The 16009-nt window shown below is 69.9% G+C and carries 16 protein-coding genes; 8 read left to right on the top strand and 8 right to left on the bottom strand.

What is annotated here, in order from left to right; genetic code table 11:
* Window positions 1-294 precede the first annotated feature (294 nt).
* Window positions 295-1425 carry a magnesium and cobalt transport protein CorA gene (locus ABZ887_RS22785; protein ID WP_361292212.1) on the top strand — a complete coding sequence of 377 codons (1131 nt, stop codon included), beginning with the start codon at window positions 295-297 and terminating at the stop codon, window positions 1423-1425.
* 23 nt (window positions 1426-1448) lie between these two features.
* Window positions 1449-1961 (top strand): hypothetical protein, encoded by a 513-nt coding sequence (locus ABZ887_RS22780; RefSeq protein WP_361292210.1) that lies wholly within the window; start codon window positions 1449-1451, stop codon window positions 1959-1961.
* A 202-nt stretch (window positions 1962-2163) separates the two neighbouring features.
* Here the strand turns inward: ABZ887_RS22780 and ABZ887_RS22775 are convergent, their stop codons facing one another.
* Entirely contained in the window at window positions 2164-2889 is a 726-nt protein-coding gene (locus tag ABZ887_RS22775; RefSeq protein ID WP_361292208.1) for a hypothetical protein, read from the bottom strand.
* A gap of 199 nt (window positions 2890-3088) precedes the next feature.
* Between ABZ887_RS22775 and ABZ887_RS22770 the strand changes: the two genes are divergently transcribed.
* The 3 genes from ABZ887_RS22770 to ABZ887_RS22760 are packed head-to-tail and all read left to right on the top strand — an operon-like array spanning window position 3089 to window position 6177.
* Window positions 3089-4423: a CBS domain-containing protein gene (locus tag ABZ887_RS22770; RefSeq protein WP_361292206.1), complete on the top strand. Its 1335-nt coding sequence runs from the start codon at window positions 3089-3091 to the stop codon at window positions 4421-4423.
* Window positions 4413-5000: a DUF1003 domain-containing protein gene (locus tag ABZ887_RS22765; protein ID WP_361292204.1), complete on the top strand. Its 588-nt coding sequence runs from the start codon at window positions 4413-4415 to the stop codon at window positions 4998-5000. The genes ABZ887_RS22770 and ABZ887_RS22765 overlap by 11 nt, the downstream gene beginning before the upstream one ends.
* 43 nt (window positions 5001-5043) lie before the next feature.
* On the top strand, window positions 5044-6177 hold the full coding sequence (locus tag ABZ887_RS22760; RefSeq protein WP_361292202.1) for an Mrp/NBP35 family ATP-binding protein: 1134 nt from the start codon (window positions 5044-5046) through the stop codon (window positions 6175-6177).
* 81 nt (window positions 6178-6258) lie between these two features.
* Here the strand turns inward: ABZ887_RS22760 and ABZ887_RS22755 are convergent, their stop codons facing one another.
* Window positions 6259-6696 carry a hypothetical protein gene (locus ABZ887_RS22755; protein ID WP_361292200.1) on the bottom strand — a complete coding sequence of 146 codons (438 nt, stop codon included), beginning with the start codon at window positions 6694-6696 and terminating at the stop codon, window positions 6259-6261.
* Between the two features lie 183 nt (window positions 6697-6879).
* Here ABZ887_RS22755 and ABZ887_RS22750 point away from each other — a divergent pair, with 183 nt between their 5' ends.
* Complete coding sequence (locus ABZ887_RS22750) at window positions 6880-9435, top strand: DUF6185 family protein (RefSeq protein WP_361292319.1); 2556 nt, start codon at window positions 6880-6882, stop codon at window positions 9433-9435.
* Window positions 9436-9541: 106 nt separating this feature from the next.
* Here the strand turns inward: ABZ887_RS22750 and ABZ887_RS22745 are convergent, their stop codons facing one another.
* The 5 genes from ABZ887_RS22745 to sigE all read right to left on the bottom strand — a co-directional run bounded on the left by ABZ887_RS22745 (window position 9542) and on the right by sigE (window position 13566).
* The gene (locus ABZ887_RS22745) at window positions 9542-10213 is read right to left on the bottom strand and encodes a hypothetical protein (RefSeq protein ID WP_361292198.1); all 672 of its coding nucleotides are present in this window, start codon (window positions 10211-10213) and stop codon (window positions 9542-9544) included.
* Between the two features lie 239 nt (window positions 10214-10452).
* Window positions 10453-10899 carry a sec-independent translocase gene (locus ABZ887_RS22740; protein ID WP_361292196.1) on the bottom strand — a complete coding sequence of 149 codons (447 nt, stop codon included), beginning with the start codon at window positions 10897-10899 and terminating at the stop codon, window positions 10453-10455.
* Between the two features lie 201 nt (window positions 10900-11100).
* Window positions 11101-11697, bottom strand: a complete 597-nt coding sequence (locus ABZ887_RS22735) for a trypsin-like peptidase domain-containing protein (RefSeq protein WP_361292194.1) — start codon at window positions 11695-11697, stop codon at window positions 11101-11103.
* A gap of 178 nt (window positions 11698-11875) precedes the next feature.
* Window positions 11876-12853 carry a zf-HC2 domain-containing protein gene (locus tag ABZ887_RS22730; protein ID WP_361292192.1) on the bottom strand — a complete coding sequence of 326 codons (978 nt, stop codon included), beginning with the start codon at window positions 12851-12853 and terminating at the stop codon, window positions 11876-11878.
* Window positions 12850-13566: an RNA polymerase sigma factor SigE gene (sigE, locus tag ABZ887_RS22725; protein ID WP_361292190.1), complete on the bottom strand. Its 717-nt coding sequence runs from the start codon at window positions 13564-13566 to the stop codon at window positions 12850-12852. Before sigE ends, ABZ887_RS22730 begins: the two co-directional genes overlap by 4 nt.
* A 250-nt stretch (window positions 13567-13816) precedes the next feature.
* Between sigE and ABZ887_RS22720 the strand changes: the two genes are divergently transcribed.
* Window positions 13817-14500 (top strand): O-methyltransferase, encoded by a 684-nt coding sequence (locus tag ABZ887_RS22720; protein WP_361292188.1) that lies wholly within the window; start codon window positions 13817-13819, stop codon window positions 14498-14500.
* Between the two features lie 126 nt (window positions 14501-14626).
* On the opposite strand, the gene ABZ887_RS22715 is transcribed toward ABZ887_RS22720, so the two are convergent.
* Window positions 14627-14794, bottom strand: a complete 168-nt coding sequence (locus ABZ887_RS22715) for a DUF3117 domain-containing protein (protein ID WP_069751535.1) — start codon at window positions 14792-14794, stop codon at window positions 14627-14629.
* Window positions 14795-15183: 389 nt separating this feature from the next.
* Here ABZ887_RS22715 and ABZ887_RS22710 point away from each other — a divergent pair, with 389 nt between their 5' ends.
* The gene (locus ABZ887_RS22710) at window positions 15184-15987 is read left to right on the top strand and encodes an enoyl-CoA hydratase-related protein (RefSeq protein ID WP_361292186.1); all 804 of its coding nucleotides are present in this window, start codon (window positions 15184-15186) and stop codon (window positions 15985-15987) included.
* The last annotated feature ends 22 nt before the right edge of the window (window positions 15988-16009 follow it).

Genomic DNA, 16009 nt, shown 5'->3' with positions numbered 1-16009 from the left:
ACCACTCGCTCTTCCGGCCTCTGATTTCTTCTCTGGCTGGCTGCCGCCTTCTCGTGCGCGTTGTCGTTCGGAAGAGCACTTCGTTTCGCTTGCCTGATCCCTATGACCGGTCCGTTCCGGATCTGTCTGGATCCGTTCGTCTGATCTGAACCAGTAGCGAAGTCGCCACCGCAACGGTGCGGTGCTCCCCGCTTTGTGGACGTGCCAAACATCCGCAGTCAGGACGTCCTCATTCCGGGTAGTTCCACCCGTTCGCACGCGATCTTCCGCTGCCTGTCGCGAAGGAGCCTGCCCATGTCGATGATCCGCGACCTCCGTGCCGTGGTCCGCCCTTCCCGCCCCTCGCTGCGCAAGAGCCTGCGCCCGGACAACGGCGCGTACGACACCACCCGCGACCCCGGTACGCCGTCGGCCGTCGTCGACTGCGCCGTCTACCGCGACGGCGCCCGCGTCGAGACCGGCAAGCCGCTCACCCCGCACGAGGCGATGCGGCTGGTGCGCCGTGACGGCGGGTTCGTGTGGATCGGCCTGCACGAGCCGACCGAGGCCGAATTCGCCGGTATCGCCGGCGAGTTCGGGCTCCACCCGCTGGCCGTCGAGGACGCCGTCCAGGCCCACCAGCGCCCGAAGCTGGAGCGGTACGACGACTCCCTCTTCACCGTCTTCAAGACCATCCACTACGTCGAGCACGACCAGCTCACCGCCAACAGCGAGGTCGTGGAGACCGGTGAGGTCATGTGCTTCACCGGCCGGGACTTCTTCATCACCGTCCGGCACGGCGGGCAGGGCTCGCTGCGGGCGCTGCGGCACCGGCTCCAGGACGACCCCGAGCTGCTCGCCAAGGGCCCCTCGGCCGTGCTGCACGCCATCGCCGACCACGTCGTCGACGGCTATGTCGCGGTCGCCGACGCCGTCCAGGACGACATCGACGAGGTGGAGACCGAGGTCTTCACGCCGGGCCGCAGGGGCGGCGTCTCCCGAGGCGTCGACTCGGCGCGTATCTACCAACTCAAGCGCGAGGTACTGGAGTTCAAGCGCGCCGTCTCACCCCTGCTGCGCCCCATGCAGCTGCTGAGCGAGCGGCCGATGCGGCTGGTCGACCCGGACATCCAGAAGTACTTCCGGGACGTCGCCGACCACCTCGCCCGCGTCCAGGAGCAGGTCGTCGGCTTCGACGAACTCCTCAACTCGATCCTCCAGGCCAACCTCGCGCAGGCGTCCGTCGCGCAGAACGAGGACATGCGGAAGATCACGGCCTGGGCCGCGATCATCGCCGTACCGACGATGGTGTGCGGTGTGTACGGCATGAACTTCAAGTACATGCCCGAGCTGCACTGGAAGTACGGCTACCCGGTGATCATGGGCATCACGGTCTGCATCTGCCTCGGCATCCACCGCACGCTGAAGCGCAACGGCTGGCTCTGAGCGGCCCTGGATAGGCTGGCGCCATGACTAGCGAGCTGCTCGACCAGGCCCTCGTCGAGGAGGCCACGAAGAAGTCCGGCCTCATCTGGGTGCGGGGCGCGGGAGCGGCGGCCGCGCGTGCGGTGTGGCACGCGTGGGCCGACGGGGGCGTGTGCCTGGTCGGCGACGGGGCCGAGCAGCCGCTGGGTGAGCTGGCCGACGGGGGGTCGGCGGAGGTGACCGTGCGCAGCAAGGACAAGGGCGGCCGGCTGGTCACCTGGACGGCGACGGTCACGGAACTCCCCGCCGGCACCCCGGAGTGGGACACGGCGGTCGCGGAACTGAAGGGCAAGCGCCTCAACGCCCCCGACGGCGAGGCGATGACCGGCCGCTGGGCGAGGGAGTGCAGGGTGCTGCGCCTGACCCCGACGGGAGCGGTGCAGCCGTTGCCGGAGGGGAGCCTGGCGGAGGCCCCGGTCCCGTCCCCGGCAACGACCCGGCGCCCGGCTCCGGCCGCCCTGCCGCGCTTGCTTTCGAGACGCCGGAAGCACAAGTAGCGGACACCTGAGCCAGGTTCGGCAGCGCCGGACAGGTCCGTGGTGGCCGATCACCGTTGCGGCGGAGCACCGTCGCGTCGGGAATCGGGGGTGGCCGCCGCGGACTGCCCCGTCGTTCTCATGGACCCGCCGCAACGGCGCCCGGCCCCCGCGGCGTCGGCCGGCGGTGCCGAACCCCCCGGAGCCCCTGCGCGGCCGCCCCCTACGACGCGGGCAGCTGCTTCCCGTAGTCGACCGTGTCGCCCTTCTCCGGTTCGGCGACGCTGAAGTCCTTGCCCCAGTCGGAGAACGTGAGGGTGCCGGCGCCGCCGCCGCGTTCCAGGCGGAGGGGGTACGGCTTGCCCTCCAGGGAGACGTCCAGGGTGCCGCCGGAGCCCTTGTCGCCGGCGATGCGGATCGTGCGGGTACCGGACTGCTCGTGGTGACCGTCCGTGGAGAGCGAGCCGTGCAGGGTCAGCAGGCCCGAGAGGAGGAGGTCCTTGTCCGTGAAACCGCTGAACTTCTTGTACGCGGGGTCCGTCCGCGGCACCTTGACGTACTTGCCGTCGAGCTTGGTCGCGGCGGTCGTGTCGCTGCCGTCGGCGTGGTTCCAGAAGCCCGAGTCGGCCTGCAGATACAGCGTGTCGCCGACCCGCAGCAGCTGGAAGGTCGACCCCTTCGACGTGACCGACCCGGTCCCGCCGTCCTTGTTCAGGCGCATGTCCAGCTCGTACGTACGCCCGCTCGTGACCACCGTCCCCGCCATCCGCACCGTCGCCACCGACGAGGCCGCCGCCCGCGTCTTCGACTGGATCACGGCCGGCGACAGCTTGCCCACCCCGTTCGTGCCCGCGTCCGGATCCCCGCTGCACCCGGTGAGGACGGCCAGTGCGCACACGGCGGTGACCAGTGCGGCGTGGCGAGTACGGCCCGGAGCAATCGCGGTCACAGACAGGGCCACCTTTCTGAGGGGTCCGGCACGGCGTACCGCAGCGTACCGGTGCCCCACCCGACCGGCGGAGCCAGTCCGTCCGGACCGCCCACCAGGGCATATCCGATCGGTACGGGCTAGCCTGAAGCCCACCGAGCGGGCAAAAGGGACTGAAAACAACGCAAGCAGCACTTCGGCAGGCAAAGGAAGCAACCCCATGGCAGCCGGCGCTCCCCGCATCTTCGTCTCGCACCTCGCCGGTGTCCCCGTCTTCGATCCCAACGGCGACCAGGTGGGCCGTGTCCGGGACCTCGTCGTCATGCTGCGCGTCGGCCGCAAGCCCCCGCGGCTGCTCGGTCTGGTCGTCGAACTGTCCACCCGGCGCCGCATCTTCCTGCCCATGACCCGGGTGACCGGCGTCGAGTCCGGCCAGGTCATCACCACCGGCGTGCTGAACGTCCGCCGCTTCGAGCAGCGCCCCACCGAACGCCTGGTCTTCGGCGAGCTCCTCGACCGCCGCGTCGAGCTGGTCGAGACGGGCGAGGAGGTCACCGTCCTCGACCTGGCCGTGCAGCAGCTCCCGGCCCGCCGGGACTGGGAGGTCGACCGGATCTTCGTCCGGAAGGGCAGGAAGGCGGCCTTCCGGCGGGCCAGGGGCGAGACGCTCACCGTCGAGTGGTCCCAGGTCACCGGGTTCTCCCTGGAGGAGCACGGCCAGGGCGCCGAGAGCCTGCTCGCCACCTTCGAGCAGCTGCGCCCCGCCGACCTCGCCAACGTGCTGCACCATCTCTCCGCCAAGCGCCGCGCCGAGGTGGCCGCGGCCCTCGACGACGACCGCCTGGCCGACGTCCTCGAGGAACTCCCCGAGGACGACCAGATCGAGATCCTCGGCAAGCTGAAGGAGGAGCGGGCGGCGGACATCCTGGAGGCCATGGATCCGGACGACGCGGCCGACCTGCTCGCCGAACTCCCCGAACAGGACAAGGAACGGCTGCTGAGCCTGATGCAGCCGGCGGACGCGGCCGAGATGCGGCGCCTGATGTCGTACGAGGAGCACACGGCGGGCGGTCTGATGACCACCGAGCCGATCGTCCTGCGCCCGGACGCCACCGTCGCCGACGCCCTCGCCCGGGTCCGCAACGCCGACCTCTCCCCGGCCCTCGCCGCCCAGGTCTACGTCTGCCGACCGCCCGACGAGACCCCGACCGGCAAGTACCTGGGCACCGTGCACTTCCAGCGGCTGCTGCGCGATCCCCCGTACACCCTGGTCAGTTCGCTGGTGGCCGACGACGACCTGCAGCCCCTGGACCCCGACGCCACGCTTCCGGTCATCGCCGGGTTCTTCGCCACGTACGACATGGTCGCGGCGCCCGTGGTGGACGAGGCGGGGTCGCTCCTCGGCGCGGTGACCGTGGACGACGTACTCGACCACATGCTGCCGGAGGACTGGCGGGAGACCGAGTTCCACCTGGACGAGGAAGGGGAGCCGGCGGAGGGGAAGGCGGCGGACGGGAAGGCAGCGGAGAAGGGGGCGGGGATCCATGGCGGCTGAGCGGGAGGGCGCCCGGGAGCGGACGCCGGCCGGCGCCACCGCCGCGGGCCGGTCACGCCCCCGCCTGGACCAGCCGCGCCCGCCGCGGCGCAGGCTGCTGCCCGAGTGGGACCCGGAGGCCTTCGGACGGCTCTCCGAACGCATCGCGCGGTTCCTGGGCACCGGGCGGTTCATCGTCTGGATGACGTTCGTGATCATCCTCTGGGTGATCTGGAACATCTCGGTGCCCGGCGGGCTGCGGTTCGACGAGTACCCGTTCATCTTCCTGACCCTGGCCCTGTCCCTGCAGGCGTCCTACGCGGCCCCGCTGATCCTGCTCGCGCAGAACAGGCAGGACGACCGGGACCGGGTCAACCTCGAACAGGACCGCAAGCAGAACGAGCGGTCCATCGCCGACACCGAGTACCTGACCCGGGAGATCGCCGCGCTGCGCATGGGCCTGGGCGAGGTCGCGACCCGGGACTGGATCCGCTCCGAGCTCCAGGACCTGCTCAGGGAGATGGCGGACGAGCGACGGGACGGACAGGTCGTATTCCCGGCAGAACGGTCGGCACGGCGTGACGTAGACGACCGCTGAGGGGCGTTATAGGGGCACTGTGCCTCGCCGTACCATCGTCTGTATGGCTAGCGAAGACGCGGTGCGCGAGGCACTGGCGACGGTGAACGACCCCGAGATCAACCGACCCATCACCGAACTGGGGATGGTCAAATCGGTGGCGATCGGGGAGGACGGCGCGGTCGCGGTCACCGTGTACCTGACGGTCTCCGGCTGCCCCATGCGGGACACGATCACCCAGCGGGTCACCGACGCGGTCTCCCGCGTCGAGGGCGTCACGCGGGTCGACGTCACGCTGGACGTGATGAGCGACGAGCAGCGCAAGGAGCTGGCCACCGCCCTGCGCGGCGGCCAGGCCGAGCGCGAGGTCCCCTTCGCCAAGCCCGGCAACCTCACCCGCGTCTACGCGGTCGCCTCCGGCAAGGGCGGCGTCGGCAAGTCGTCGGTCACGGTCAACCTCGCCGCCGCGATGGCCGCCGACGGCCTCAAGGTGGGCGTGGTCGACGCGGACATCTACGGTCACTCCGTCCCGCGCATGCTCGGCGCGGACGGCAGCCCGACCCAGGTCGAGAACATGATCATGCCGCCGTCGGCGAACGGCGTGAAGGTCATCTCCATCGGCATGTTCACCCCGGGCAACACCCCGGTGGTCTGGCGCGGCCCGATGCTGCACCGCGCCCTCCAGCAGTTCCTCGCGGACGTCTACTGGGGCGACCTGGACGTCCTCCTCCTCGACCTCCCGCCCGGCACCGGTGACATCGCCATCTCGGTCGCCCAGCTGGTCCCGAACGCGGAGATCCTGGTCGTCACGACGCCTCAGCAGGCGGCGGCGGAGGTCGCGGAGCGGGCCGGTTCCATCGCGGTCCAGACCCACCAGAAGATCGTCGGCGTCGTCGAGAACATGTCCGGCCTGCCCTGCCCGCACTGCGGCGAGATGGTCGACATCTTCGGCACGGGCGGCGGCCAGCTGGTCGCCGACGGCCTGACCCGTACGACGGGCGCGACCGTCCCGGTCCTCGGCAACATCCCCATCGACGTCCGCCTCCGCGAGGGCGGCGACGAGGGCAAGCCGGTCGTCCTGACCGACCCGGACAGCCCGGCGGGCGCGGCGCTGCGGGGCATCGCGGGGAAGCTGGGCGGACGGCAGCGGGGCCTGTCGGGCCTCTCGCTGGGGATCACCCCGAAGAACAAGTTCTAGAACCACTACGACGAAGGGGGCGCTGTCCGTGACGGGCAGCGCCCCCTTCGTCGTATGCCTCCGTTGTCGCGTCGGTCGCGGTCAGCCGTCGCGTTCGCGCTCGCTGCCTGGGCACAGGTCCTGTGTGAGGCACAGCATGAGTACCTGGAAGGAGCCTCCTGCGGGCTCCCCGCCCTGCTCGCCCTCGGCGTGCGGCAGGAACCTCCATTGCGAGGCCTTGATGTGCCGTGTCCCAGCCGCCTTCTCCACATGAGCGTGCAGCGTCCGGGCTCCGGGATCGTTCGTCTCCACCAGAACCTCGTCCGCGGCAAGCGGGAAGTGATCGTGCAGCAGGCACAACCCGAAACGGTTCAAGTTGCCGTGCTTGACCAGCACCCCCACCAGATCCCGGACGAACTCCGCGTCCCGGGGGCCCAGCGCCTCGGCTTCCGCGAAGCGGGGAAGTGATGTTCTCGGAGCGGAAACGTTTAGGTCGGCCATAATCCCTCCGTCGAACGGTTGACGGCGATTGACGGTCATCGGATTCCATTATCAGCCACTGACTGCTTTCCTTCAATTCCGCGGACTGGGGCGAAGGAGTGGCCGCATCACCCTCCGCCGTGTGTCTGTGCATGACACTTAGGGCGCCTTCACTAAATTCGCCGGGGAGGAGGTGCCGACTCTATGACGGGTGTTCGGCGGTGGTGGCGGCTGTTGTCGCTGGTGGTCCTGGCGGTGATGTGGTGGGGATGCGCTCCCGCGGAGGCACGGCAGAACAGCCGTGATACCTGCCAAGAGGATCAGCTCGATTCCAGCAGGGTGGACGCCACGATCCGCTTCCGCCAGCACGGCAAGACTTACGTCCAGGTCTTTTCGGACATGACGATCGAGGTGCCTGCGCGGGCATGGGGGATGGCAAGCCAGCTGACATTCAGCGAGAAATCGAAAGAATACCAGACGGCCATGCACTGCCTGCTGCGCGGAGGAGACAACGAACTTCGCAACACCGAATGGCGCGACCATAATCCAGTCGCCACCGCCAAGGGCGACAAAGTCACGGTGAAATACAACTCGTTCACCTGGATCAACAAGTACCAGGCCTATCGCCTCGGCCCCTGGGTGATCACGGGAGGCAAGAAAAACAAAGAGGAATGGAAGGTGACCCTCCGGCCGTCGACACTGACACAAGCCCGCTGGAGGATCACGGCTGATCTGGGCGGCCTCAAATTCAAATACCATGGGCCGGCGTCGTCTGCCGACGCGACCACGGTGGTGTGGACCGAGCAGCAGCCCGAAGCTCTCTGTCCCGAGCACCCCTGCATCGAGGCCGATCTGCCGAGGCAACGGTCCTTGACGCTGAGCTGGGACGAGTCATCGCTGAAATCGGCGGGCATCGCCACGTGGTGGGTGCTCGCCTCCGGTGCGCTCGCGCTGGCCGCGCTCCGCGCCCAGCGCCGGTCCGTGCCCGCCGCGTCCTGGACGTGGGGATCCGGGTGGCGAGCCGGCGGGTTCGGCAGAGGCCTCGGCGAAGGTCTCGCGCGCCCCGTTCTGCACTGGGCCCTGCTCAGCGCGGCGATCGCCCTGACACTGGTGCTCCTCGGCCAGGAACTCGCTGTCAGCCTTCGGGGGAAAGCGATCATCTGCATCACCGCCGGCCTCACCCTGACCCTCGTCGCCCGGCCCTGGCACAACGGAGCGTCGTCCACAGCCCCGGAGACCGGCACCGGCGGCTCCGGGGGCCGCCGGCAGAGATACGCCGTTGTCGGAATCACTTCGGCGGCTGCGGGAATCGGCCTGCTGGTGGTGCTGGGCCACGGGCTCTTCGGCCTGCCGCGAGGCCTGTACACCCACGCGGCGACAACCCTCGCCGGCAAGGCCGGGTACGTGCTCATGGGCCTGGCCACGGTGTGGTTGTGGCTGGCCGCCATGGCGGCGTGGGCATGGCGCTTCGCACGCGACGGCGGACTGGTCCCCGCTCGCTGGATCCGGACCTGGGACAGGGCGCCGGTTCGCTGCGTCGCAGCCGTCGCAACCCTTTTGGGGATGGTCGCGGGCGGCCTTCTCTGGTGTCTCCGCTGGGCACTCGAAAATCAGTGGAAACGGGCCGCTTGGCTCGTCATCCAAAATCGCCCTTCAAAGCACGCGGAATACGTCAATCATTATCTGTCCAATTTCTTCTTCAGTGATCTCACCTGGATCTTCGCCTACAGCTGGCTTCTGACCGCTGTCGCACTCCTCGCCCTGTTGCACTCCCGCTTCGTCATTCAGCGCGCCCAGGCCGTCCGCGCCATGGAGAACATTCCACTGGGTCCGGACAAGCCCGATCTCCTGCTGATCGCCGCACTGTTCGCCTTGACCGTGGGGATGAGGGGCGCAAAATTCGCCCGCATCAACGCCCAGTACGGCGTGTGGTTCGCACTGAACATCGTCGCACTCTTCGCGGTCCTCGCAGCGGGACGACGATGGTCGGTACTGAGCCGGATGGGAGACCTGTTTTACCTGCACAAACCAGGAGCCAACAAGCGGACTGAACTGCTGGAAAAAGTCCATCAGTACCGCAACCTCAACCATCAACTGCAACTGCTGGACCAGGGACGCGCCAGCGGGGTCACCTGTGAGCAATTGGAGGCCCAGCTGCGCGAGCTGCGTCAGTGGCTGGTGTCCAAATGCCTCAAGAAAAACCCACCCAGCCAGATTTCGATCCTGGACGTCGCCCTGGCCTGGGGGCCGGAATCCTACTGGTGGCCCAATGCGTTGCACGGCGCGCGCCTGGCGTTCTGCTTCGGAATTCCGGCCAGCGGCACCCTCATCTATCTGGAGATGACGGATCTGTTCAAGGGCGGCCAGATCCGCGTCGAACCCACCGCGATTCCGAGCTTTGTCGCGGGGTTCATCGCCTATCAGACGGCATGGGCCGGAGCCGGCTTCGTCCTGGGCGCCCTGTGGCGTCTGCTACCGGGCCGCCGCAGTGCCGCCCGCGCGTGGAGCCTCACCTTCGCCTACGGCATTCCGGCCGTTCTGATCGGTCTGTTCGCCCAATACACCGATGCAGGCGTCAATATGCTGCTCCTCTATTCCGTGCTCATGCTCTTCATCCTGACGCTCACCAGCCTCTGGATGGACACCTCGACATTGCAGGAGGAACGGCAGTACTGGCCCAGCCGCTTCGCCCTGCTGCTGTCGATCCACCGGCTGCGCGGCCTCTCCGGACAGGTCGCCTGGCTTCTCGCCCAGGTGGCGGTGGTCGTGGCCATCGTGAAGACACTGATCAACAAATGAGGGGCTGTGCCGCCGCCCGGTGGCCGCCCCGCGTCACAAGGTCGCGGGGCGGTGCGCCGGGGCCTTTCCCGGAGTCTGCCGCCGGAGCACAGGGTGCCGGCGGCTCTCAGGCGTACTCGGCGATGTCCTTGATCACGGCGAAGCCGATGCCGTACGCGCTCATCCCCCGCCCGTACGCCCCCAGATGCACGCCTTCCTCGGTCGATCCCGCGAGGACCCACCCGAACTCCGACTCCCGGTAGTGGAACGGCGTCGACACCCCGTCCACCGGCAGCGACAGCGTCGACCACTCCGGCCCGCCGAGATCGTCGGCCAGCTCCCACGCCGTCTCGGTCTGCTGCTCCAGCCAGTCGTCCCGCAGGCTGTGGTCCATCTGCCCCGGCCAGGTGACGGACAGCAGCCCGACCCCGGCCAGCCACGCGGCGGACGACACCGACGTGGCCTCCAGCAGCCCTGTCCCGTCGGCGCTCCGCCGGGACGGACTCTCCGCGACGGTCACGACGACCGCGAACTTCTCCCGCGGCTCACCGACGGCCGAGGCGAGATGCTCGTTCCGCACCGACGGCTCGTCGCCGTGCCCGATCGACCCGTGCTCCACCGCGCCGTCGGCCGCCGCACCCACCTGCATCAGCCAGCGCGGCCCCGTGAACGCCTCGTCGAGGCCGTACCAGGGGAAGGGCGCCTCAAGGTAGCCGTCGACCATGCGGCGGACGGAGAGGGCCTGCTGTTCGCCCTCCGCGACCGGCGCCTGTCCGTCCACCTGACTTGTCATCTCCATCTGCCCCGACGCCTCCTAGCTCTGGTCGGTCCAGAGCGGCCCGCCCCCCTTCGGGCGCACTCGTCCGGTCCGCACAACAACTCGGCAGCATATCGACACCGCCGGGACCAGCAGCGAAACCGCCCGGTGCGTGGGTCGCGGCGGGCGGCGGGTTCGGGCCGTAAAAGACGTATGAGCGGCGCACACGCGCTATGAAACGCGTCACGTGCGCCGCTCATGCGCGGGTCGGTGATCCGGACTCAGGTGGCGTCCGCGTCGTACGGCGGACGGTCGTCCGTGCCCGGGTCCTCCGGCTTCTTGCTCATGTCGATCCGGCCGCTCCCCGAAGAACCGCTCCCGGAGGACGACGGCGAGGCGTCGCTCTCGCGGCTGTGCACCGCGTCCGTGACCTCGGCCATCTCCTTCTTCAGGTCGAAGCCGTTGCGGATCTCCTTCAGCCCCAGCTCGTCGCTGTCCAGGTGCTTGCGGATGAAGGTCTTCGGGTTGAGGTCCTCCAGCTCGAAGTCCTTGAACTCGGGGCCGAGTTCCTGCCGGATGTCCTCTTTGGCGCTCTCCGAGAACTCCCGGATCTTGCGGATGGTCCGCATGACGTCCTGGATGACCTTCGGGAGCTTGTCCGGACCGAACACGAGCACGGCGAGCACAATGATCGTCACCAGCTCGAGTGGTCCTATGTCATTGAACACCTGACGCTCCTTGCGATGTCCTCGGTCCTCGGCCCTCCGGTCGCTGTTGCGGGTGTTCCGTGGTCCGGGCCGGGTCCACGGTACCCGGCGGACCTGTCCGACCGGTACTGCCCCGAGGTGTCCGACTGCGTGTGTACGACCGGTTTTCCGGGTTGTTTGCCTAGTCGGGGCACGGACGGGGCTCCGCCTGTGAGGTTTCTGTCAGTTCCTGTCCGAAGAACCGGGACGGCCGCCGGGGCTGCCGAGCGGCAGCGGGGTGAGGCCCTGCACGCCGTGGACCTGGACGACGGCGAGGTCGTACCCGGCGTCCAGGCCGACGACGGTCGCCGGGGCGGTGGCTCCGCTGCTGAACGTCACGGTGATCCGGCCGCCCGCGGAGACCGCGGGGGCGACGACGTGGTTGTTGGTGAGGATGCGCCCGCGAGTGTCGAGGACGAAGCCGGTCCCGGTGGCCTGTCCGCCGGTGCCGGCGCCGGTGACGTGCAGGGTGACGACGCTGGGCAGCGCCCGCGCGGCGACCCCGGTGGCATCGCCGGGCGGCCGTCCGGGCGGCGGCGGGCCCGGCTGGGGCAGCTGTACGGCCTCCAGGCCGCCGGTGCGCTCCAGGTAGCCGCCGATCAGCCCGCCGGCCGCACCGGAGAGCACGGAGAGCACCAGCGCCCCCACGACCAGCGTCCGTCGGCTCCGCGACCGGCGCCGCCGCGCCGCGGCCCCGGCCTCATCGCCCTGCAGGAGGGACGGAGCGCTGCCGGTGGTGTCGCCGGGTGTCGTCGGTGACGTCGGTATCCCCTCGTCCATGGTCTCCTCGCGGGCTCACCGCGGCCCCGCTCATCGGCGGCTCGCGGAAGGTCGGCTCCTTGCCCGCGGTGGCACCACGGGCATGGCTGGCTCACAGGATTCAACCAGGTTCGCGAGTCGCCGCGCAGGACCGTTCAGCAGGTGGGCAGGGTTCGGTCAGCGGGCGGGCAGGGCCCGGTCAGCGGGCGGCGCGGGAGGAGCGGGACGGAGGCGGGGACGGGGACAGGGAGGGCGCGGAGGTGGCGTCGGGGACGGGTGCGGCGAACAGGCCGGTGCCGGTCGCCCCGGGGGTGCTGGTCCACGAGGTGAGGGCGAACGGCGGGTTGGCGTTCAGCGGCCGTATCAAGGGGGAGACCGCGGCCGCGCCGGCCATCACCGGTGCGGTCAGTTCCCGCAGCGTCTGCTGTGCGGCGGCCGGGGAGGGCACTCCGGGCAGCAGCGGTGCGGACACCGAGGTGGGCATGGCGGGGGCACCGCCGAGCAGGGTGCCGGACGACAGCAGCGGGGTGAGCAGGCGGCGGCGCTGCGTGTCGGCGGTCCCGGTGGTGCCCGAGCCCGCCGTGCCGGCCGGGGCGACGCTGCCGCCACCGCTGCGGGCGTCGGCGGCCGGGGCGCCGGGCAGGCCGGCGGTGACCCCGCCGAGGGCGACGGCGGCCAGCGAGACCGCACCGGCGGCGACGAACGCGAACCGCATGCCGCGCGAGGCGGAGCGGTCGCTGTCCGGGCGGCCGACGGGGTGGATGCGGAAGCCCCGGCCGGCGACCGCGGCCGGGTCGTGCGGACGGGCGGGGACATAGCCGAACTCGAAGCGGTCGTCCCGGCCCAGGTCGAAGACCCCGCTGTCGGATCCGCGCCCCGACGGGTCTCCCCCGCCGAACGGCGAACCGCCGCCGTCCGGGTCGCCGCCCGCGGGCAGCCCCTGCAGACGGGCCAGGAAGCTCTCGGAGGGCGGCGGCGGGGCGGCCGCCGCGAAGGCGTTCTTCAGGGCGCGCTGCGCGTCCGCCTCCGCCTTGCACCGGGCGCAGGTGGCCAGGTGGGCCAGGACGCGCTCACGCGTCTCATGACCGAGCTCTCCGTCCACCAGGGCGGAGAGTCGGTCTCCCAGGTGCTGCTCGGCGAGCTGTCGCCCGGCCGGTTTCGGTCGTGATCCACTCACGCGGTCGCGCCCCCTCCTCCCAGTGCGGGAACACGGGGCACGAAGGAACGGCGCTCGGCCTTGCGGGCCTCCGGGGAGCGGTGCGCGAGGGCCTTGCGCAGCTGGGAGCGGCCGCGGTGGATGCGGGAGCGGACCGTGCCGAGCTTCACGCCGAGGGTCGCGGCGATCTCCTCGTACGACAGTCCCTCGATGTCGCAGAGCACGACGGCGGCACGGAACTCGGGCGCGAGGGTGTCCAGGGCCTGCTGGACGTCGGCGTCGAAGTGCGCGTCGTTGAAGGCCTGCGAGGGGGTGGGCTCGCGGCTGGGCAGGCGCTCGGCCGCGTCCTCGCCGAGGGCGTCGAAGCGGATGCGCTGCTTGCGGCGGACCATGTCGAGGAACAGGTTGGTGGTGATGCGGTGGAGCCAGCCCTCGAAGGTGCCCGGAGAGTAGGTCGACAGCGAGCGGAAGACGCGGACGAAGACCTCCTGGGTGAGGTCCTCGGCGTCGTGCTGGTTACCGGTCAGGCGGTAGGCCAGACGGTAGACGCGGCCGCTGTGCGTGCTGACGATCTCATCCCACGTGGGCGGAGTCCATGCCTGCCCGTCCGCGTCGGTGGAGAAGGTCGCGGTCCGGTCCTCGCCCGTGGCGAGCGCGGCGGCGTGGCTGGGGTCAGCAGCGGTGTCGTTCACGGATTTCGGCCTGCCTGCCGATCCGAGGAAGCGCCGCAGCACTCCTCCCCGATCCTCAGGCTCAGCCGCACCTCCCCTGTCGGCTCTGGTGGTGTCCAGTGGAGCCCCTACCATAGCCACCTCGCCCGTTAGCACCGGATAAGCGGTTTTACAAGAATTTGATCTGTGCTGGTACGGCTGATCCGGCCGCAACAGCAGCTGCTCGACCGCCGTCTCGTCATCGTGATCCATTCGTGTCCCCCCGCCCTGTCTTCCACCCCTCTAAACGCCTGGTCCCATCTGCGGGTTCCCGGTGCCAACGGATACAGTCACGCCCAGGCAACCACGGGGACAGGAGAGGGTCATTACCGGCAACCGGCAGACGAGCTGGGCGTTCGCCGACGCCTACGTCGCCGAGGACGAAGCACTGCGGTGGGCCCGTGACCGGGCCCGCGAGGCAGGGCTGCGCTCGGTGTCGCCCGGCACGGGCGCCGCGCTGCGCATGCTCGCCGCCTCCGTGGACGCCAAGGCGGTCGCCGAGATCGGCACGGGGTGCGGGGTGTCCGGGATGTACCTGCTGCACGGCATGCGCCCGGACGGGGTGCTGACCACCGTGGATCCCGAGCCGGAACACCAGCAGTTCGCCCGGCAGGCCTTCCGCGCCTGCGGCTTCGCCAGCAACCGGGCCCGCTTCATCCCCGGCCGCGCCCTCGACGTGCTGCCCCGCCTCGCGGACGCCGGCTACGACCTCGTCTTCTGCGACGGCGACCGCCAGGAGTACTCCGACTACCTCGCTGAATCGTTGCGCCTGCTGCGTCCGGGTGGCCTGGTGGTCTTCGAGGGCGTCTTCGCCAACGGCCGCACCGTCGACTCGGGGCCGCAGCCGACCGAGGTACTGCGGCTGCGCGAGCTGCTGCGCACGGTCCGGGAGAGCCAGGAGCTGGTGCCGTCGCTGCTGCCGGTGGGCGACGGACTGCTGTGCGCGGTCAAGCGATAGCCCGCGCGGGCAGGAACCGGGGTCTCACGGGCAGGAACCGGGGTCTCACGGACGCCTGGAGATACGGCAACGCCCCGGCACCTCTTGGGATGCCGGGGCGACCGAAAGGGTATGGTCGCTGACGCCTCAGCCGACGACGTTCTTGAGGGCGTCGGCAAGCGCCGCGGCCTCGTCAGGGGTCAGCTCGACGACGAGCCGACCGCCGCCTTCGAGCGGAACGCGCATGACGATGCCCCGCCCCTCCTTGGTCACCTCGAGCGGGCCATCACCCGTCCGCGGCTTCATGGCCGCCATGCTCGTACCCCTTCCTGAAAACAGCTCATCGTCTACCGACGGCCCTGGAGGGCACGCGTGATCCTCACGGGACACGCGACACCGGCATCGAACACATTGCTTCCAAGCCATTATCCCGCATCTCAGGACCCGATGACCAACATCAGTCGGCATCGCTTGGGCAACGCACGCGAGCAAAACCACCCAATTCGGCGATGTGACTGCGATACTTCGCCGCCCTGCGTCCTTACGCCGACCGAGTCGGCCCCGGAATTCTTTGACGCAGGTCACACGCAGGGTCCGGTTCCCCGACGGCGATCTCCGCCATGCTGTCCTTCGGGCAGCGACGTACTGAGCGGTACGTCAGCCGCGACGACGCAGACGAACGAAGACGACGGAGGGGACGCACCATGACCGACACCGTGCTCTACGAGGTGAGCGACGGGCTCGCGACGATCACGCTGAACCGTCCCGAGGCGATGAACGCGCTGAACATCGCGACGAAGGTGGCTCTTCGTGAGGCCGCGCAGGAAGCGGCCGCCGACACTGCCGTCCGGGCGATCCTGCTGACCGCCGCCGGGGACCGGGCGTTCTGTGTGGGCCAGGACCTCAAGGAGCACATCACGCTGCTCGCGTCCGACCGGGAGACCGGGGCGGGGCAGACGATGACGACGGTGCGGGAGCACTACAACCCGATCGTCCGGGCGTTGGTGGGGGCGCCGAAGCCGGTGGTGGCCGGCGTGAACGGCGTCGCGGCCGGGGCCGGGTTCGGTTTCGCGCTCGCCGCGGACTACCGGGTGGTGGCCGACACGGCCGCGTTCAACACGTCGTTCGCGGGGGTGGCGCTGACCGCGGACTCCGGGGTGTCGTGGACGCTGCCGCGGGTCGTGGGGCCGGGGCGCGCCGCCGACCTGCTGCTCTTTCCGCGGAGCATCGGCGCGCAGGACGCGTACGAGCTGGGCATCGCGAACAAGGTGGTGCCGTCGGCCGAGCTGCGGGCCGAGGCCGAGAAGGTGGCACGGAAACTGGCCGAAGGGCCGACCGTGGCGTACGCGGCGCTGAAGGAGGCCGTCGCGTACGGGCTCACGCACTCCCTCGACGAGACGCTCGACAAGGAGGACGAGCTGCAGGCGCGGGCCGGGGCGGCCGAGGATCACGCGATCGCCGTGCAGGCGTTCGTGAACAAGGAGAAGCCGAAGTATTTGGGGCGGTGACCGTGGTGGGGACCTGCGGGTG

The organism is Streptomyces sp. NPDC047061, assembly GCF_040643955.1.
In the GTDB taxonomy this organism is placed as follows: Bacteria; Actinomycetota; Actinomycetes; order Streptomycetales; family Streptomycetaceae; genus Streptomyces.
This window is presented reverse-complemented; position numbering and strand designations above follow the sequence as displayed.